The sequence below is a fragment of the Xanthomonas arboricola pv. populi genome, assembly GCF_002939945.1.
GTDB lineage: Bacteria > Pseudomonadota > Gammaproteobacteria > Xanthomonadales > Xanthomonadaceae > Xanthomonas > Xanthomonas arboricola_A.
Genome location: NZ_MDEB01000001.1, coordinates 314101 through 329851, shown reverse-complemented (window position 1 = coordinate 329851; position 15751 = coordinate 314101). Strand labels below are relative to the sequence as shown.

Sequence of the window (15751 nt, the reverse complement as noted above, 5' to 3'; positions counted from 1 at the left end):
TGTCTGGTGGAGTCCGATGCAAGCCGCGTGCCTATGCTCCACTGCGCCCCCACTCGGCTGAGGGATGGGGTTGAGGTCGCTCCGACGTCGGTACGGCGGTATCCTTCACGCTCGTTACAGAGCCGAGCAGCAGATTGGTCATTTTTCTAGGTAGCTATCGATTGACCTGTCGCGCTGGCCAGGGCGATGGCCCCAGCCGCAGCTGGGTTGCCGACTGGCAGATTGCCCAGATCGGTGCCGGAAGCGCCGGCGTGCTGGCAGGCAGTGCCCTCACTGCCACGTTTCCCGACCACGGCAGCGCCATGGCCGCCGCCCGCGTCGCCGGCATGGTGACGCTGGAAGCCATGCACGCCGAAGCGCAGCGGCAGTTCGAATCCGCCTGAGCGCAGGCGCAGGCGCGCCCGATTGCATCGACCAGACCAGCGCTCGCCAGCGCCAGACAAGTTGGCACACGGTTTGCTTCCATCGCTTGGAACGCTGGGGAGCGTCCTCGACGGAAGCGACATGCAAGAGCACAGCGAAAGTGCCCTGGTCATGCTGCAGCAGGAAGCCATCGAACTGCTCGCGCTGTTCGACCAACTACGTGGCGATGCGGCGTTGGCGCACGGTCAAGTCGACATCGTCGCGAGCGTACCTGCCGGGTGCACCGAACAGACCGCCCACGTCAGTAATTGACGCACCCTGTAAGCATGCGGTCGTGCGCGATGCACGAGTTGCCGATATATATGACGGACTGGCGAGTTTTCGGCAGGCCAGCGTTGTAGGGTGTTAGAGACCCGCACGCAGGGGGGCATACGCTACAGGGATTCGATGCGTGCGCCACCACCGACGCGATTTTCGGCCTGTCTTATGTCCCGTAATCTGGCAACAACTGGCGCAGCAGCCCATCAGCGCTGTCTGACCGCCGGTCGCGCGTTCTCCAGGGCAGGCGGTATCGGTATCGCCCATGAAAAAGGCCGGGAGCCCTCCGCATCGAGGAGTCCCGGCCTTAGTCGGTCGTCTTAGGACCGTTGTTTGGTGGAGGTGGGCTCTACCGCCGATTCGCCGTAAGGCATTGAAAGGAAAGGCGTTGGCCTATCCCATTGGGCCGAGATGCCCCCACAGATACCCCCAGCTCAAGCAGCCTTGTCTCGCTGGGCGATTTGCTGGTTGATCCAGTCGGTTACCTCGGACTCGACCCAGACCGAGGACGTGCCCAGGTGGAGGGGCTGCGGGAAGGTCTTCTCCCGGATGCGGCTGTAAAGAGTGGACTTCGACATGCCGACGCGCTCAAGCACGTCGCGCAGCCGGAGAAGCCGTTGAACAGTGATGGGGGTTTCGGTCATCGCGTGGTCTCCTGCGGTTGCGAGCGCCCGGCGCTATGCTGCGCGGGCCGAGAAGCTGAAAGGGGAAGGCGAGTATGCGAGTGCAATGGGGGTTGCTCTTCGTTGGGTTGTGGATGCTGTTTTGCTGGCTTTGCGCCGGGTTTTGGTTGTGGGTCATATGCAGCGCCCTGTACGACCAGAAGGGGCTGATCAGGGCCATCGGTGCCTATCTCTACCTCGGGGCGTGCTGGCCCTTCATGGGCCTGATCCCGGCCGGCCTGATTCGCGATGCGCTTCGAAAAGAGTCCGATGAGTGGGTGCCTCCACCATCTTTCCGACGTGGGGAGTAACCTCCGCCACCATGCCAGGCGCAGTAACCTATTCTCGGCGCGAAGTCGGATGACCTCCGCCGTCATAGTTTCTAAAGCCTGACGGAGCTGGTCCTTGCTCGGCTGTTTCATCCGGCGCGGCTCGCGCGGGAAGAGCTGGGGCTTCATGCGGCCCGGTCCTGCGGCTGCGGCTCCATGGTCGCGAACAGATCCGGCATCGCCATCTCGCGCTCGGCGGCCTGCAGGTACTTCACCCCGTCCATGAAATAAGCCGTGGACAGCTCGGCGGCGCGCCCCTGGCGGCCCAGCTTCAGTGCCCGATACGGCACGGTGAACAGGCCGCCGAACGGATCGAACACGAGCTCGCCGGCATTGCTGAAGCGCTGGATCAGCCGGTCGACGATGTCGAACTGCAGCGGGCAGATGTGGTTTTCCAGGCCGCGCCGGGTCTGCTCGCCGTTGAGCGTGAGCATGCGGTTGACGTCGTGCCACACGTCCGGGTCATGGCTACCAGGCGCCAGCGACATGAAGGTCGACGGCAGCGCGCCCCGCGCCTCCAGTTCCTCGCCGATGCGCACGTGGGTCTCGAAGTCGTAGACCTCGCGCAGCGAGTACTCGGTAAACAGCTTGGCTAGCTTGTCCGGGCCCAGCTGCACCAGCTCGTCGGCCGTCAGCTGCCTGCGGCCACTCGATCGCCAGAACGCATGCGCATCGACCTGCCAGCGCGCCCGCGTGTAATCGGCCTTCTGCTTGCGCACGGGTTCGTCGGCATAGCCGCGGCTTCGATCGGTCTGCGGCTTGTGCAGCAGCACGATGTATTCGGGCGACCCGACGCCCATCTTCGTGCCGTCCTTGCACTGTTCCGACCAGCCCAGGCGATAGGTTTGGTTGTTCTCGCGGACCACGTCGGTCACGACAGTGATCAGGCCCATGTAGTCGAAGCCGTGCGAGCGGTAGTGGAAGATCGCCTCGGCGTGGAACGGGCTGACGGTCGGCACGCCGGCGCCGGTCACCGCGCCGAACTGGATCCGGTCTTTCACGTGGATGGCGGCGATGCGGCCAGGCTTGAGGATCCGCAGCAGCTGCGTGCTGAGGTGATCCATCTGCGCCCAGAAGTGCGCGTTGTCGTCGGTGTGCCCGAAATCGTTGTAGCTCGGGCTGTATTCGTAGTGGTTGGCGAACGGGATCGAGGTCACGATCAGGTCGACGCTGTCGTCGGCCATGCCGCGCGTTTCCACCACGCAGTCGTTGTTCGCGACGGTCCAACCCGTACCGCTGGCCTCGATGCGCTCCACGCCGATCGAGCGCTGGAGTACTTGCGCCATTGCGGCCTTGCTCAAGCCGTATTCCCTGATGATCTCGCTCATTTTCTCTACCATTTCCTCGTGGCGTGTCCACTTCGCCTGCAGACTGGCCAGCACCTCGCGCTCGCTTTCGGCGTAGACGATCCACACCTCCACCGGGTGCGCCTGCTGGTACCGCTGGATGCGGTGAATGGACTGGATGAAGTCGTTGAACTTGAAGCCGATGCCGGCATAGACCGACAGGTGGCAATGCCGCTGGAAGTTGCAGCCGCTGCCGGCGATTACGGGCTTCGCCGAGAGGATCGGGATCAATCCTTCGCTGAAGTCGATGACCGCCTGTTCGCGCTCGTCGAGCTCCTGGTCGCCATAGATGCTGACCGCAGCGGGGATTGCCGCCTGCAGCGCATGCCGCTCCGCCTCGAGGTCATGCCAGATCAGCCAATGCTCATCCGGCCGTGCGGCGACGACTTGCTGTACGGCTGCCACGCGTGCGCCGAGCGTGTCTCGCTTCTCCTTCGCGGCGTTCTGCAAACCCATCGCGGCATCGCGGAACAACTTGCCTTGGCCATCGCGCTCGGCGCCAGCGGTGTTGTGGTCCACCGGCACCTCGACGTAGTGCACGGTCAGTTCCGGTAGGTCGTAACCTTCGTCGCTGTAGCCAAGGTCCGACGGCTTCTGTAGGAACAGCGCCCAGCTCGCGACCCATAGCCAAAACTCTTTTTCCTTGTGCGGGTACAGCGTCAGGTTGTTGGCCTGAGTGCTGTCGCGCTTGAACCAGCGGGTGAGGGCCTGGCCGGTGTCCATCACGCCCAGGAAGCCGGCGTAATGGATCAGCTCTTTGTACCGGTTCGGGCTGGGCGTAGCAGTCGCCACGAACCGGTACCGGACGTCATCGAACAGGGTCAGGAACTGCTGGTAGGTCTTCGATCCGAAGCTGCGCAGCACTGACGCTTCATCCAGGCTCGCGGCGCTGAAGAGGTTGGGATCGAGCTTGCCGTCTCGCACGCTCTCGTAATTCGTCAGGTGGATCCCGTCGAAGTCCGGATCCACCTCGGCGCTGGTGCGCACGAAGCGAGTCTCCAGGCCGAGTTTGACCGCGTCGCGGCGGAACTCCTGCCGCACGCCCAGCGGCACCACGATGCCGACCGCTCCACCGGCATGCGCGCGCGCCAATCGCATGATTTCCAGCTGCTGCATGCTCTTGCCGAGGCCAAACCGCTGGAATAGGGCGCGGCGCCCGCCGGAGCACGCCCATACCACGCTGTCGCGCTGGTGCGGCTTCAGCATCGGATGCACGTCGTCAGGGGAGATGTCGAATCCCAGCGACGGCGCGACACGCACCTTGCGCTCAAGGAAGTCGCGATACGGGTCAGTCATGCGGCCGCCTTCATCAGCTGCGGCTGCTTGTCGAGATTGACGCTGGCGAGGGCGAACAGCGGCGGCGGGCTGACGCTGTTGCCGACCATGCGTATCGCCTGAGTGCGCGTGATGCGGCGACCGTCGGCGGTGCGGTCGATGATGTAGCGGGACGGGAAGCCCTGCGCGTTGAACAGCTCACGCTCGAAGAGCATCCGGTAGAGGATGTCGATGCGATAGCCGATCACCACCGGCTCGCCCAGCGCCATATCACCGCCGCGCGCCGTCGTAATGGTTCGCAGCTGGTCTCCGCTGAGGCGCACGCCAGCGCTGCTGCTGTTGCAGGTGCTCACGACGACGGGCTCGACGAGCCCAAAGCGGGCCTTTGTGGTGACGGTCGGCAAAGGATGGCTGCTGGGCTTGCCGGTCAAGCCGCTGCCGCCGCCGTAGTACGGCGCGATGATGGGCTCGAACAGCTGCGGACGAGCGCAGCCTGGGCGGGCCTGGTTACCTGCTCCGCCAGTCGTGATCGTTGCCATGCAAGCGCTCACCGGCTTCGCCTTGGACGATCCCTGCGTCCCCATCAGCACCGGCTGCAGGGCCGGTTCGATCAGATTTCCCGCGCCACCGGTCAGGATGGTCGGCAGAGGCTCGTCGACCGGGCGAGCGCTACGGCCGCCCTCGCTGGCGTTGCGATGAAGGATCATCGGTCGGATGAAGTGCGGCGCCGCGCCGTTACCGCCCGTGGTGATCGTCGGAACCTGGGCAGATACGGGCCTGGCCGCACCGCCACTGCCGGTGGCCATCACCAGGCCAGCGGGGTGGCCCATGCGCTGGGCGATGTCCTCAGCTTCCTCAAGCGTGATGTCCAGGCGAGGCTCGCGGCCATCGCGCAACGCGCAGAGCGCGTCCAGATACGGCTGCGGCCAGTTCCCGCGCTTCGCCCCGTCCAGGAGCCGTCGGATGGTGTTGGGCCGCAACGGCCGGCGTCGGCTGAAGATGCTGGTTCCCAGGACGCTCCAATCGATGGCGTCCGCTGCTGCTTTTTTGGCAGCAGCCCCGCTTTTGCGGTGGCTCGGCACCGGCCACTGAAGTGGAAGGCCGTCGCGACGCCCAAGCAGAAAGAGCCGCTCACGATCAGTGCCGGCGCCGAAATCGCTGGCGTCTAACTTCCGCCAATCCACGACGTAGCCATGCCCACGCAGCGCGGCCACGAACTGACCCCACGTGCGGCCGGCGTGGCGCTTGTCCGGGATCAGCAGTTGCTGCTCAACTGGAACGCGCTCGCCCTTGGCTGCCACGGTGCCGTCCATCTTCAGCACTCGGCCAGTCAACTTGTCGCGCTTTGCGATCAAAGGTCCCCAAGTGAGGATCTGCCAGACGTTCTCCAGCGACAGAATGCGTGGCGCAGTATTCGTGCCGTTGCGCTCGTCGGCGCGGCGCAGCTGGCCGACCCACTTCAGCACCACCCACGAGAGCGCGCGGGTCTTGCGGCTGCGGGGTTGCCCGCCTTTGGCTTGGCTGAAGTGCGTGCAGTCTGGACTGGCATGGAACCAGCCGATAGGGCGGCCGGCAACATCACGGCGGGGATTGGCGTGCCAGATGTCTTCGCGGTGATGGATCGTGAGCGGGTGGTTGGCAGCGTGCATGCCGATGGCCCACTCGTCGTGGTTGTAGGCCAGTGCCGGATCCAGCCCGGTGGCTTGCTTCAGCGCCTCGCTGGCGCCACCGCCGCCGGCGAACAGGTCAACTACTATCTCACCAGGGCGCAGGCACGAGACCTGCGGAGCGGGGAAGTTGAAGGAGTGCGAGCCGTCAGCCACCGCGCGCCTCCCGTTGCGCTTCGTCGCGCAGTTCCTGCAGGGCCGGCACGTGCGTCAGCCGCACCAGCTCTTCGGTCTTGCCGGCGTCGCGTGCGCGGGCCAGTGCCCACTCCAGCGCGGCGAGGCGATCATTCGGATGCATGGTCATGGTGCCTTACTCATCAGTTCGCGGGCGATTAAAGCAGCGGTGGTGGCGTAGTCCTTCGGACTTTTGTCAGGGACGCCGCCGCTTTGCCAAGGGCCCTTCCCGCCGAGAAGTCCGGTGATGGCGGCGCATAGGAAGCGGTCGAATCGCGCCTGCTGATGCTTGGCTGATGCTTCCGAAGAGATCTCGCGTGCCCGCCTTTTCTTGCCGGCCGCATAACCCTTGGAATATCCCAGTTGCTCGGCCTTTTTGATTTCGTCCATTACGCGGCAACTCCCATAGCGGCCAGGTCGATCTCGTCCACGCGGTCACGCAGCTTCCGGCGCGCGTTGCGCAGGCGCTGCGCGATATAGGCGCGCGGTTCGGCGTAGGTGAATTGCAGCGAGGACATGTGCAGCGCGCCGCGGTGATCGCGGCGGAACAGCTGCCACGTCACGACGGTGCCGTTGTCGTTGGGCGTGCGGCCCCAGCACAGGCCGCGTTTGCGCTTCGGCGCGCGGCGGGCGAGGTGGCGGATCATGCGGCGTTCCTCGTGCAGTGGTTGCACTCGGCGACGGCACAATGTTGCTTGCCGCCGCACACCTTCGGGAAGTTGCACAGCACATGCGGCGGGCGCTCGGCCGCTGGCGTAGCCTGGAAGGCGGCCAGCTTCTTGGCGTATCGCTCCCGGGCCTGCATCCAGGCTTTCGGCTCGCCCCATTCGTCGAGATACGCTTCCAGTCGCTTGCCCCTACCCATGTCGACATGCGCCAGAAACATGTGAGGGGCGTAGGTGGCGAAGATCGGTAAGAACGTGGCTTCTGCGAGGAACAGGCCGCCGATGCCGCCGCGCATGTGCCACGGCCTACCGCGCCACCAGTTGCCTTCGCGCTGGTCAGAGGTATCTACGTAGCCAGCCTCGACAAAGCCAGGGGGGCACGGACCATGCCACGGGCCGCGCAGCGTCGCCTCACGGCCGTCGTCCAGCAGGATGTCGATGTGCGCGCCGGCGAAGCCGCGCTCTTGCCGTGTGGCTAATCGATCGACCTCGATCCACTCGCCGGGGGCAAATAGGTTTTCCCAGTCCTCGGGCGTGCGGATGATGTTCGAAGCACCAGGACGATTGGGCCGTGCCTGCCAGAGCCGGCCGTCCTCAGTCCGGAACCGGCGCAGCTTCTCCATCGTCAGCGCACCGCCCTGGTAGTAGACCTCGGCGCGGCCGTCCTCGCTCACCGCCATGTAACGGTCGCCTTCCTTCACGAAGGTTTTGTGCTCCCAGTCGCGCAGCGAGCGATCGCACTTCAGTTTGAAGTGGGGCGAGTTGCCGTACTGGAGCATGAGGTCTACGTGCAGGCCCTTTGCCCACGGCGGTAACTGCTGACGACCTTGCGGTAGTGCAACCGGAGTCCAGCTCGGCTGCGCATCCTTCGGGATCCCGAACAGGGCAACGCTCATCTGCTCATCGGATAGGTGGGTCATGCGACATACCTCAGTGGCTGAGCGCGCTGCACCGGGCCATGCCACAGCGCAGCGACGTTGTTGAGCCGGATCTGTTCGGGATCACGGCGGATCGGTGCGAGCCTGGTCTGCGCCCGCTTGATGTCGTTGCGGCAGAGCACACAGACGTTGAGCACGCGGCCGTTCTGCATCGGGAACTCGGCTTCATCCAGGCTGCGCGTGCAGCTCGTGCAGGTGCGCAACATCACGCGGCCTGCTGGTAGCTGGCCGTGGCCGCGCGGGCGAAGACCTGCTGCATGGCGGTGAACATGGCCGGCAGTTCCGCCGCGTCGTACAGCTTCGAGGCGCGCTCGATGGTCACCGGCAGGAAGCCCAGCTGTGCCAGGCCATCGGCGGTGATCGTCAGCGGTGCGATCTTCGCGTTGATGTCGCCGAGCTTGATGCGCACGGCGGGGGCCTTTGCCGATGCAGCCGACGCGCTCGCTACCGGTGCCGGCGCCGACACAACCGCCGGGGCGGGGGCGGCTGGCGCAGCAGTGACCGGGGCGGGCGCAGGCGCAGCGGCAGCACGACGTTGCAACTCGGCCAGTGCATCGGCGCGGCGCTGTGCTTCCTCGCGTTCCTGCTGTTCGTGCGCCAGCTTGTCCGCTTCTTCCTTGCGGATCTTCTCGCGCTGCGCTTCCAGGCGCTGCTCATCGACGCGCTGCTGTTCGGTGATGCGCGCGGTGATCAGGTTTCGCAGATCCTCCGGCGACTTCGTGGCGCACAACTGCACTCGGTCATGGAACAGGCCGGCGAAGGTGCCCATCTCCATTTCCAGCACGCGCACGTTGGCGCGCACACGCTCGGCCTGCTGGCTGGCGGCGATCTTGGCGTTTGCTGCAGCGGTACCGACGGCATCCTGCATGCTGCTGATCGACTTCTTGCCCTTGATCACCGCGCCGATGTCGGCCTGCAGCGAAGCCGGTACCGCCAGCGCATGCGCATCGAGTCCCGCATTGATGGACGCGTAGTGATCCCGCACTGACTGCACGCCGTTGGCGACGATCTGGGTGCGGCGATTGTCCTTCTCGACCTTGACCAGCTTGTCGAGCTCCAGGCGCACGCGGCGCGCTTCGGCCGCGACGTCATCCATCGTCCGGAACACCGCGTCGATGTCTGCGGTCTGGCCGAGGATCTGCTGCTTCGTCGCTTCCAGCCGCTCCTCCACGCCCTTGCACCACTTCACAGTCTGCTCGGCGTCGGCGAAGTCCTCATCCGTCTGCAGATCGCGGTTGATGCGCGAAAGCACAGACATCGCCGAGCCACGGAACTCGGCCAGATTGGACGCCGTCACCATGCCGGTGACCGCGATATGCAGGGCCGGAAGATGCTGCGGGGCACGGCCGACGACAGGCGCCGGCAGCGGCTTGTCCTCGTAGCCGCAGACATCCCGCTCGAATTGCTCCCAGCCAGCCACGATGCGCTCACGCAGTTCGAGGTTGGGCACGTACCAGCAGTGACGCTCTTCGATCAAGTTGCCATCGGCGTCCCATTCCGACGTCATGAAAAGTACCCGTTCGGCGCCGGATACCATCAGCTGCTGTTCCATCTGGATCTGGTGATAGATCGGTAGATCGGTGCCGGTGCAGCCGTCCGTCATGCACGCGCGCAGCGTGGCGTTCAACATCTTGTGCTCGAAAAGCACGTCGCCCAGCAGCGTGAGTCCGTCAAACGACGCGGATAGCTTTCCATCCACGCCGACGCACGGGTAAAGGTCTTCGCCCACAATCGCCTCTGCCAGCGGACGCGCAAGCGCCTCGAAGCGATGGCCGTCGTCGAAGATCTGCTGCAGGAACCAGCTGATCTCCGATTCAACGCCGGTAGCGCGGACCTTCAGCAATTCGCTGCGGGTGACGGAGGGAAACTCGCCCAGCATCACCGGCGCTTCGCTCGCGTTGAGGTGGTTGGCGCGGTGGGCATGCCATTCCGGCGTGCCCTGGATCAGGTTGACCATCTTCATGCTTGATCTCCGGTTGCTTCGGCGGTCTGGGTGCCGGCATCGGCCGGCTTCTCGCACGCGTGGATTGCTGCGCGTTGTTCCGCAGTCAAAGCGCCCTTGGTTTCGGCCATCGCAATAATTTCAGCAGCAGACTTCTTGCCAGCCTCAATCGCCGCGCTCCACGTCTTCATGGAAGCCGTAAACGCCTCTGGGGTGTAGCCGGCGGGCTTCTGCGAGGTCGCGGTCGCGGTGCCTGCGAAGGCATCCTCCGGAGTCGTGTCGCCTTCCTTGATCGCGGTCACGATGCCGCGCAGCAGAACCAGATGTTCCAGGCCGATATCCTCGATGCCTGGCACTTCCAGCTTGGCGCAGACCTGCTCGGCCGTGACCCCGAACCGCTGGAAGTGCGCCAGCGCATCGGCGCGGCGGTTCGCCAAGGTCTTGATGTCGCCCATGATCACCTTGCGGGCCTCGACGTACATGTCCTCCCAGAACGCTTTCGGCACACCCTTGAGCACCGCGTTGCGCAGCGCGATCGAACAGGCAGCGTTTGCCGTCACACCGATCATGTCGGCCTTGAAGCGGCGCCCCTGACGGTCCACGATCCGGCGCTGCACCTCGTAGGTGATCGCCACGTTGCGCTCCAGGTCATGGAACACGCCCTGCGCGGTGATGAACTCACCCTTGTCGTCGATGACGCGTGCGCCTGCACGGTTGTTGCCCCATGCAGAGGCGACGATCTCAGCAAAGCGTGCGGATGGACCCTCGATCGTCTTGCCGTCGCGGGGCAAGGCGTAGACGCACTGCTCGGCGATGCTCTGGCTCAGCGTGACCATCTGGATGGCCTCGTCGCGGAAGCGCTTGAGCGAGCGCGGGAATCGGCGTGCGGTGGAGATCTGCTGCTCGATCTCCGAGCGGCTGATCATGGCGGCCATGCCTTCCTCGGGGACGAGCTGGCCTTCTTGTACTTGTGCGTTCATTGCGTGATTGCTCCAGCCGGCGGTTCCGGCGAGGTGGGAATGAGGTGCCCCGTCAAGCCGGGGCCACGCTGGGCTCGCTCGCGCCCTACGCGTTGGGGTGTGGTGGAGGGGCCGGTGCTGATCTCCGGCATACGGGTTGGCACTCATCCCGTGCTTGCGCGGATTAGCCGAAGCGTTCCGCCAGTACGATCTACGGCAGCCGCGCACTTGTTCTGCGGCATTCCGTCCTGCTGCGCATCAGCCTGCGCATTCCCTCCATAGCGGAGCGGCCTGGTCTTCGATACGCAAGACATGGACGCTCGTTGATCGCAAGCCGCTCCGCTATGGATAGAGGCCGGTCTTTCCCGGCGGTCAGCGGCGTTGCATCCGCACCACTCGTTCACCCATGAGTTTTCGCTGGGGCCGGTCTTTCCCGGCTGCATAGGCTTGTGGCCTCCCGCTCCTTCTCGCGCACATATCGGCGGTGCGTGCGGTTCCCTTCCTGCCTTTAACGTCTGACCTTCGAGAGTCAATGCGCGGTGCGATCGCGTCCGTGGACACCTGCCACGGATCAGGGTTTGGGATCAGGCCGCGTCGGAAAGCGGGCGGTCTTCGACCTTGCGGTAGGGCCAGCGCACCGGGTCGGCCTTGATCACCTTGTTGAAGTGGCCGCCCTTCGACTCCGCTGCTTGCAGCGCGGCATAGTCCTCAGCGGTGACGTTGTCGTAGTGGTAGAGCGAGGTGATCTCGCCTTTCCAATTTTTGAAGCGCACGGCCAGTGTCTGGCTGGCGGCGTCGTGGCCGATCGCCGCGATCTGGCGGCTTTCCACGTCAATCAGCGGGATGCGGACGGGCGCGTTCATGCCGCCACCTTCTTGCCGGCGTCGATCAGGCTTGCGGCTTCGGCAGCAGCTGCCGCGGTGTCCTGCGCATCCAGGGTGTCGCCGCCTTCGGTCAGATCCTCGGCAGCCTGGCCGGCGCGCTTCGGCGCGATCAGCGACAACAGCACGTCTTCGCGGATCAGCGCCTCCGACAATTCGGCGAGTTCCTGCGGGTCTACCTCAGACGAGGCGGTGAATGACATCGCCAAGCTGCCGCCTTCCTTCGGCTCGATCACGAAGCGCTTGAGCTTCACGTCGACCAGGACGATGGGATCGCCGGCTTCCAGCAGGCCGGCCAGGTGCATCTCGTAGCCGGTGAACTCGTGGCTCAGCTTCAGCGGCTCCAGTGCCGGATGCTTTACTGCGGTCAGGCCATCGCCGCCAATCTGCGGCAGATCCTGCTGCTCGCCCTTCGCCGGCTTGCGGAACAGGTCGTGCCGCAGCGTGGAGTCGAACGAATCGAGCGCTTCGTTGCTGACGCTCAAGACGAACTTGATGTCGGCGGCCAGCTGGCGCTCTTCGCCGTGCCGCTGGATGCGTTGGTTGACGTTGGCGATGGACGCCTCGTGCCTTTCGAGCTGAAACATTGGATACCTCGTCGGTGGTGCCGGCGTACCGGCGGGGATCAGCGGATGCCGCGGCGCGGCGGTTCCGGAAAATCGGGCGTGCTACCGGTGGCCGGCTGCACCTGGTCGCGGTGCGCGCTCGCACGGGCGTTGAACCAGTTCTCGGGCAGATGCAGCGCCAGGAAAAACGCGATCGTGTGGAGCGCTTGGGCGATCAGAGCGGCGTTGCGGCTATAGGCAAGCCAGCCAAACGCCACCAGCACGACAACCAGCACGCACAGCCACACGAAGCTGGTGTAGCGGCGGCCGGTCACGAGAACACCGCCTGTGCCAGCAGCGTCAGCATGGCGCCCACAACCATGCAGCCGATCGCGAACGGAATGTCCTCGCGCAGCATGTGGCGCTGGAATTCCTTCTCATCCATCTCGTCCATCACGCAGCCTCCGGGCCGTCGAAGTAGGTGGTTGCTGACTCGTCCCGATCGCGCACGTGCTGCGATGCCTGCACGCGCAGAGGGCGCACGTTGTCGGGATTGAAGGTGCGCACCAGCTGCGCCACGGTGATCGCGCCGTAGCCACGATCAAGCGCGATGTCGCGCACCATGTCAGCGCCGCGCGCAGCGGTGGGGAAGGGGATGACGGCGCTCATGCGGCACCGCCGACGCGGGTAAGGGCTGCATCAAGTCGATGCAGGGTTCCGCCATTAGGCAAGCCCTTGCGATCTCCGACCTCGACGATCCATTCGCGCCCGTGCTTTGCAGCCTCGATCAGCTCGGCCACGGCGGCTCGGACATTCGTTAGTGCATTGGCGGCTTCGTGTGCGCCCCATTCGCGCTCACCAGCGATCACAGAATCCATCACCGCCAGCACATTGACAGGGGCCCTCATGCCTCTGCCTCCATCTCGAAGCCATGAGAAGCCAGCTCGGCTTTCCCAGCACGCAGCTCGCGCGCATAGCCGTCCTCGCGCTCATGTGCTCGCGTGATGGTGTCGACCACCGATCCGTCCGGGCGCGTGATGGTTCGGCCGCCACGCGCACACCGGTTGATCGAATAGCCGAGGTGATCCCAGATGCCGTTCGGGCCGCACTGCGGGATGGTCTTCATGCCGCCACCCGCCACGGCATCACTGCGACCGGCGCCGGCTTGGCTTCGTACACCGTCAGGTAGTGCTGCACCGCCTCGATGCGCGAGCAGTCCACGTCGTCCATGCGGCCGGTGATCAGCTGCGACAGATAGTCGGTGGATGCGGCGCGCAGGATCTCGGCAGCGCCCTCGTCGTTGCCTTGGGCCAGGTGGCAGGCGATCAGCGCCAGCTGCTCGGTCGTCAGCTCGCCCAGCGCCTCACTCAGAACGCCGCCATCGCGGTGCAGTGCGAGCGCCAGAACGTCGGCGCGCTCGTCGGACAGCTCATGCCGGCTGCAGGTCGCGCAGCCGCATTGCGGGTGGTACGGGTGGCAGCGGGTGCGGGACATCTACGTTCTCCGTCGCACGTCCCCGGCGGGATCCGGGTTGTTCGTTGCGATGGGGAGACGATACAACCAAAGTTGTACATTTGCAACAACTAAAGTTGTTAGTCAGGACAAATTTTTTGAGGGGGCCTGCCGAGCCCCCTCGTAAGCCTTACAGACAGCCCGATGTGAGGGCTCTAAAGCGCGGCAGATATCCTTTGACTGCAAATCCCGCGCGCAACGTCGTGCGCTCTTCGATGACGCTCCCGCCAGCTTTAGACGGCGTGATGTCCAAGATATAGGTCGGGTAATTCGTCAAAGCCGCCACCGTGTAACGCGGCCCATTGGCGTAGGCCTTGGCGCCATCGAATTGAATGGCCTCGAAGCCACGCGCGTTGTCGTTAAACGCTGCGACGACGCATTCGCTTAGTGCTGCTGGAGGCTTGGCGGACGTATAGGTTGCATCTGCCGGCGCTGCTCGCATGTCGTCAACAGAGGTTGTCGAACACGATGCAAATGCAGCTGCCAAGCAAAGAGTAACCAGTGGTTTCGGCAAGAATCTGAGCGGCGATCGGGTCACAGGAAGTCCTCTGTTGTATCTCTCACAAGGCCAGCTTCATCGAACGCTATTCCCTCGACACGGCACTCTCTGCCACGTTCCATTTTGGTCAATAGCTCGGTGAGCTCGTCATCTGAAAGGCATTCAATGATCCCATTCACATGGATCGTTTCTTGACGAATCAGCCACTTCAGCCAGTACATCGTGCCGAGATCGTTGATCCGGGTGTACAGGACATCCCGCTGCAAAGCGTTCATACCCTTGTAGGCGTTAGATCCCTCGCTACTGGCCACCGCTAAATGCCTGGGGCCGGTGAGCGTGCTTGTGATCCCCATGTTCGCTGCTACCTGCCTCGCCATGATTTCCAACTGCGCCCTGCTTATCGCCATCCATATACCTCACTTAATCGAACGAAGCTCGACGGCCACCTCAGTTGCTGCTTGGTCAAGCGCTGAGCCATTCATGATTTGCTCCACGCCATAACGTTGAACGGCAGCCCCGGCTTCGGTGAGGAGAGCGATATAGCGCTCCCCCTCGATGCGTTCGGTCGTCCGATCCTGGACCAAGCGGGCAATGGTGACCGCTGCGGCCATGATCTCTCGGATGGATCCCGCAGATTGAGACTCGGTCGCACGCAAGCCCTCGATGGACATGGGGCCTTCCTCTGTTGCAAGCCATTCCGGCCTGACGCCGCATGCAAGTGCAATCTCAGTCAGCTTTCGAGATGTCTTCGATGTGCCGGATAAAAGCTTCTGAATGGCCTGCTGACTTACGCCAACGCGCTTTGCCAGCGAGTCCTGGGTAAGGCCTGAGTGGCGCATGGCTTGGGCGAGGCGATCACGGATTTCCATTGGGGAAGCGTGACAACAGGCGTTGTAGCCGGCAAACAACATTGGTTGTTGACTAATACAACCAGGGTTGTATTCTGGGCGCATGGACACGACCCCCTTAGAGCGAGCAGTAGAAGCAGCCGGCGGACAAAGCGCCCTGGCCCGACTCCTTTCGACAGACTTGCGCGCCGTGAAACAGGGCCATGTCTGGGCTTGGATCAATCGAGGCCACGCGGTGCCTGCCGAGTTCGTGATGAAGATCGAAGCGGCCACCGGCGTCTCGCGCCACGACCTTCGCCCGGACGTCTTCGGCCCGCACCCGGCCAACCCCGCAGGGGAGGTGGCCGATGCTGCCTGACCGCTTCAATCCGCGAGTGCGGCTGCGCGACTGGCTGAATCGGCCGACTGCTGCCGAGAAAGCTGACGCCCAACTTCTGAGCGCCAGCTTGGCAGCAGGTATTGAGCAGCAGATCAGGGTTTCTGTAGCCAAGTGCTCAACGTCTTTGCCATCGCGCCTTGCGTCCCCTCCGTCACGGTCTCTAGGAGATCTGTGATGTCCGTGACTAGCTTTGCACCATCGATTCCTGGCTGCTCTGCGAGCGCCAGAATCACCGCATGCACAAGGGTCATGCTGCCCAGGCACACGTTTCCAATCTGGCCGCCTAAGCCGGTGGAAAGTGCCTCGATGTCTTCCTGCTTCATGTCGCCCTCCTTGCGGGCTGTTCGTGTGGAAACAGCAGCCTACCGCAAGGGGGGCGACGCCTTCCTTGGCCATGTCTCAGCCCTTCCGTAACAGCTTCACCAGCATGCGGCCGTCGACCCACCGCA

General features: G+C 64.2%; 25 protein-coding genes. 3 read left to right on the top strand and 22 right to left on the bottom strand.

The window, feature by feature from the left end; all coding sequences use genetic code 11:
* The first annotated feature begins 134 nt into the window (after window positions 1-134).
* Entirely contained in the window at window positions 135-383 is a 249-nt protein-coding gene (locus XaplCFBP3123_RS01660; RefSeq protein WP_104532527.1) for a hypothetical protein, read from the top strand.
* Between the two features lie 121 nt (window positions 384-504).
* Window positions 505-675, top strand: coding sequence for a hypothetical protein (locus XaplCFBP3123_RS21415; protein WP_172453041.1), 171 nt, complete (start codon window positions 505-507; stop codon window positions 673-675).
* Between the two features lie 440 nt (window positions 676-1115).
* Here the strand turns inward: XaplCFBP3123_RS21415 and XaplCFBP3123_RS01655 are convergent, their stop codons facing one another.
* The 21 genes from XaplCFBP3123_RS01655 to XaplCFBP3123_RS01565 form a co-directional block, all read right to left on the bottom strand.
* Entirely contained in the window at window positions 1116-1325 is a 210-nt protein-coding gene (locus XaplCFBP3123_RS01655; RefSeq protein WP_104532526.1) for a helix-turn-helix transcriptional regulator, read from the bottom strand.
* Window positions 1326-1797: 472 nt separating this feature from the next.
* Window positions 1798-4074, bottom strand: coding sequence for a DNA methyltransferase (locus XaplCFBP3123_RS01645; RefSeq protein WP_253254112.1), 2277 nt, complete (start codon window positions 4072-4074; stop codon window positions 1798-1800).
* 236 nt (window positions 4075-4310) lie between these two features.
* Entirely contained in the window at window positions 4311-6116 is a 1806-nt protein-coding gene (locus XaplCFBP3123_RS01640; protein WP_104532523.1) for a DNA cytosine methyltransferase, read from the bottom strand.
* Window positions 6109-6264, bottom strand: a complete 156-nt coding sequence (locus XaplCFBP3123_RS21410) for a hypothetical protein (RefSeq protein WP_172453040.1) — start codon at window positions 6262-6264, stop codon at window positions 6109-6111. The genes XaplCFBP3123_RS01640 and XaplCFBP3123_RS21410 overlap by 8 nt, the downstream gene beginning before the upstream one ends.
* On the bottom strand, window positions 6261-6524 hold the full coding sequence (locus XaplCFBP3123_RS01635; protein ID WP_104532522.1) for a hypothetical protein: 264 nt from the start codon (window positions 6522-6524) through the stop codon (window positions 6261-6263). Before XaplCFBP3123_RS01635 ends, XaplCFBP3123_RS21410 begins: the two co-directional genes overlap by 4 nt.
* Window positions 6524-6781, bottom strand: coding sequence for a hypothetical protein (locus XaplCFBP3123_RS01630; RefSeq protein WP_104533232.1), 258 nt, complete (start codon window positions 6779-6781; stop codon window positions 6524-6526). The genes XaplCFBP3123_RS01635 and XaplCFBP3123_RS01630 overlap by 1 nt, the downstream gene beginning before the upstream one ends.
* Entirely contained in the window at window positions 6778-7719 is a 942-nt protein-coding gene (locus tag XaplCFBP3123_RS01625; RefSeq protein WP_104532521.1) for a hypothetical protein, read from the bottom strand. Before XaplCFBP3123_RS01625 ends, XaplCFBP3123_RS01630 begins: the two co-directional genes overlap by 4 nt.
* Complete coding sequence (locus XaplCFBP3123_RS21405; RefSeq protein ID WP_216361725.1) at window positions 7716-7943, bottom strand: hypothetical protein; 228 nt, start codon at window positions 7941-7943, stop codon at window positions 7716-7718. Before XaplCFBP3123_RS21405 ends, XaplCFBP3123_RS01625 begins: the two co-directional genes overlap by 4 nt.
* A complete protein-coding gene (locus tag XaplCFBP3123_RS01615) occupies window positions 7943-9700 on the bottom strand; it encodes a hypothetical protein (RefSeq protein WP_104532519.1) in 1758 nt (585 codons plus the stop codon). The genes XaplCFBP3123_RS21405 and XaplCFBP3123_RS01615 overlap by 1 nt, the downstream gene beginning before the upstream one ends.
* Window positions 9697-10659, bottom strand: a complete 963-nt coding sequence (locus tag XaplCFBP3123_RS01610) for a hypothetical protein (protein WP_104532518.1) — start codon at window positions 10657-10659, stop codon at window positions 9697-9699. Before XaplCFBP3123_RS01610 ends, XaplCFBP3123_RS01615 begins: the two co-directional genes overlap by 4 nt.
* Window positions 10660-11222: 563 nt before the next feature.
* Window positions 11223-11501: a KTSC domain-containing protein gene (locus XaplCFBP3123_RS01605; protein ID WP_047130259.1), complete on the bottom strand. Its 279-nt coding sequence runs from the start codon at window positions 11499-11501 to the stop codon at window positions 11223-11225.
* The gene (locus XaplCFBP3123_RS01600) at window positions 11498-12106 is read right to left on the bottom strand and encodes a hypothetical protein (RefSeq protein WP_047124364.1); all 609 of its coding nucleotides are present in this window, start codon (window positions 12104-12106) and stop codon (window positions 11498-11500) included. The genes XaplCFBP3123_RS01605 and XaplCFBP3123_RS01600 overlap by 4 nt, the downstream gene beginning before the upstream one ends.
* 38 nt (window positions 12107-12144) lie before the next feature.
* Window positions 12145-12399, bottom strand: coding sequence for a hypothetical protein (locus tag XaplCFBP3123_RS01595; protein ID WP_104532517.1), 255 nt, complete (start codon window positions 12397-12399; stop codon window positions 12145-12147).
* Window positions 12396-12518 (bottom strand): hypothetical protein, encoded by a 123-nt coding sequence (locus tag XaplCFBP3123_RS21805; RefSeq protein ID WP_268989578.1) that lies wholly within the window; start codon window positions 12516-12518, stop codon window positions 12396-12398. The genes XaplCFBP3123_RS01595 and XaplCFBP3123_RS21805 overlap by 4 nt, the downstream gene beginning before the upstream one ends.
* Window positions 12518-12733 (bottom strand): hypothetical protein, encoded by a 216-nt coding sequence (locus XaplCFBP3123_RS01590; RefSeq protein WP_104532516.1) that lies wholly within the window; start codon window positions 12731-12733, stop codon window positions 12518-12520. Before XaplCFBP3123_RS01590 ends, XaplCFBP3123_RS21805 begins: the two co-directional genes overlap by 1 nt.
* Window positions 12730-12972 carry a hypothetical protein gene (locus XaplCFBP3123_RS01585; protein ID WP_104532515.1) on the bottom strand — a complete coding sequence of 81 codons (243 nt, stop codon included), beginning with the start codon at window positions 12970-12972 and terminating at the stop codon, window positions 12730-12732. The genes XaplCFBP3123_RS01590 and XaplCFBP3123_RS01585 overlap by 4 nt, the downstream gene beginning before the upstream one ends.
* Window positions 12969-13190, bottom strand: coding sequence for a hypothetical protein (locus XaplCFBP3123_RS01580; RefSeq protein ID WP_029828539.1), 222 nt, complete (start codon window positions 13188-13190; stop codon window positions 12969-12971). Before XaplCFBP3123_RS01580 ends, XaplCFBP3123_RS01585 begins: the two co-directional genes overlap by 4 nt.
* Window positions 13187-13558 carry a hypothetical protein gene (locus XaplCFBP3123_RS01575; protein WP_104532514.1) on the bottom strand — a complete coding sequence of 124 codons (372 nt, stop codon included), beginning with the start codon at window positions 13556-13558 and terminating at the stop codon, window positions 13187-13189. Before XaplCFBP3123_RS01575 ends, XaplCFBP3123_RS01580 begins: the two co-directional genes overlap by 4 nt.
* A gap of 148 nt (window positions 13559-13706) precedes the next feature.
* On the bottom strand, window positions 13707-14063 hold the full coding sequence (locus XaplCFBP3123_RS21150; RefSeq protein WP_146091256.1) for a hypothetical protein: 357 nt from the start codon (window positions 14061-14063) through the stop codon (window positions 13707-13709).
* A gap of 47 nt (window positions 14064-14110) precedes the next feature.
* Window positions 14111-14461, bottom strand: a complete 351-nt coding sequence (locus XaplCFBP3123_RS01570) for a hypothetical protein (RefSeq protein ID WP_146091255.1) — start codon at window positions 14459-14461, stop codon at window positions 14111-14113.
* 30 nt (window positions 14462-14491) lie between these two features.
* A complete protein-coding gene (locus tag XaplCFBP3123_RS01565) occupies window positions 14492-15028 on the bottom strand; it encodes a helix-turn-helix domain-containing protein (protein ID WP_104532512.1) in 537 nt (178 codons plus the stop codon).
* On the opposite strand from XaplCFBP3123_RS01565, the gene XaplCFBP3123_RS01560 reads away from it, so the two are divergent.
* The gene (locus XaplCFBP3123_RS01560; RefSeq protein WP_104532511.1) at window positions 15027-15281 is read left to right on the top strand and encodes a YdaS family helix-turn-helix protein; all 255 of its coding nucleotides are present in this window, start codon (window positions 15027-15029) and stop codon (window positions 15279-15281) included. The two genes, XaplCFBP3123_RS01565 and XaplCFBP3123_RS01560, sit on opposite strands and share 2 nt — an antisense overlap.
* Before the next feature lie 113 nt (window positions 15282-15394).
* Here the strand turns inward: XaplCFBP3123_RS01560 and XaplCFBP3123_RS01555 are convergent, their stop codons facing one another.
* The gene (locus tag XaplCFBP3123_RS01555; RefSeq protein ID WP_104532510.1) at window positions 15395-15625 is read right to left on the bottom strand and encodes a hypothetical protein; all 231 of its coding nucleotides are present in this window, start codon (window positions 15623-15625) and stop codon (window positions 15395-15397) included.
* Window positions 15626-15751 lie beyond the last annotated feature (126 nt).

What these genes read in the sequence shown, in the direction of transcription:
- XaplCFBP3123_RS21415 (WP_172453041.1), top strand. Translation starts at nt 505, where the DNA reads ATGCAAGAGCACAGCGAAAGTGCCCTGGTCATGCTGCAGCAGGAAGCC.
- XaplCFBP3123_RS01655 (WP_104532526.1), bottom strand. Translation starts at nt 1,325, where the DNA reads ATGACCGAAACCCCCATCACTGTTCAACGGCTTCTCCGGCTGCGCGAC.
- XaplCFBP3123_RS21410 (WP_172453040.1), bottom strand. Translation starts at nt 6,264, where the DNA reads ATGACCATGCATCCGAATGATCGCCTCGCCGCGCTGGAGTGGGCACTG.
- XaplCFBP3123_RS01635 (WP_104532522.1), bottom strand. Translation starts at nt 6,524, where the DNA reads ATGGACGAAATCAAAAAGGCCGAGCAACTGGGATATTCCAAGGGTTAT.
- XaplCFBP3123_RS01630 (WP_104533232.1), bottom strand. Translation starts at nt 6,781, where the DNA reads ATGATCCGCCACCTCGCCCGCCGCGCGCCGAAGCGCAAACGCGGCCTG.
- XaplCFBP3123_RS01625 (WP_104532521.1), bottom strand. Translation starts at nt 7,719, where the DNA reads ATGACCCACCTATCCGATGAGCAGATGAGCGTTGCCCTGTTCGGGATC.
- XaplCFBP3123_RS21405 (WP_216361725.1), bottom strand. Translation starts at nt 7,943, where the DNA reads ATGTTGCGCACCTGCACGAGCTGCACGCGCAGCCTGGATGAAGCCGAG.
- XaplCFBP3123_RS01615 (WP_104532519.1), bottom strand. Translation starts at nt 9,700, where the DNA reads ATGAAGATGGTCAACCTGATCCAGGGCACGCCGGAATGGCATGCCCAC.
- XaplCFBP3123_RS01610 (WP_104532518.1), bottom strand. Translation starts at nt 10,659, where the DNA reads ATGAACGCACAAGTACAAGAAGGCCAGCTCGTCCCCGAGGAAGGCATG.
- XaplCFBP3123_RS01605 (WP_047130259.1), bottom strand. Translation starts at nt 11,501, where the DNA reads ATGAACGCGCCCGTCCGCATCCCGCTGATTGACGTGGAAAGCCGCCAG.
- XaplCFBP3123_RS01600 (WP_047124364.1), bottom strand. Translation starts at nt 12,106, where the DNA reads ATGTTTCAGCTCGAAAGGCACGAGGCGTCCATCGCCAACGTCAACCAA.
- XaplCFBP3123_RS21805 (WP_268989578.1), bottom strand. Translation starts at nt 12,518, where the DNA reads ATGGACGAGATGGATGAGAAGGAATTCCAGCGCCACATGCTGCGCGAG.
- XaplCFBP3123_RS01590 (WP_104532516.1), bottom strand. Translation starts at nt 12,733, where the DNA reads ATGAGCGCCGTCATCCCCTTCCCCACCGCTGCGCGCGGCGCTGACATG.
- XaplCFBP3123_RS01585 (WP_104532515.1), bottom strand. Translation starts at nt 12,972, where the DNA reads ATGAGGGCCCCTGTCAATGTGCTGGCGGTGATGGATTCTGTGATCGCT.
- XaplCFBP3123_RS01580 (WP_029828539.1), bottom strand. Translation starts at nt 13,190, where the DNA reads ATGAAGACCATCCCGCAGTGCGGCCCGAACGGCATCTGGGATCACCTC.
- XaplCFBP3123_RS01575 (WP_104532514.1), bottom strand. Translation starts at nt 13,558, where the DNA reads ATGTCCCGCACCCGCTGCCACCCGTACCACCCGCAATGCGGCTGCGCG.
- XaplCFBP3123_RS01560 (WP_104532511.1), top strand. Translation starts at nt 15,027, where the DNA reads ATGGACACGACCCCCTTAGAGCGAGCAGTAGAAGCAGCCGGCGGACAA.
- XaplCFBP3123_RS01565 (WP_104532512.1), bottom strand. Translation starts at nt 15,028, where the DNA reads ATGCGCCCAGAATACAACCCTGGTTGTATTAGTCAACAACCAATGTTG.
- XaplCFBP3123_RS01555 (WP_104532510.1), bottom strand. Translation starts at nt 15,625, where the DNA reads ATGAAGCAGGAAGACATCGAGGCACTTTCCACCGGCTTAGGCGGCCAG.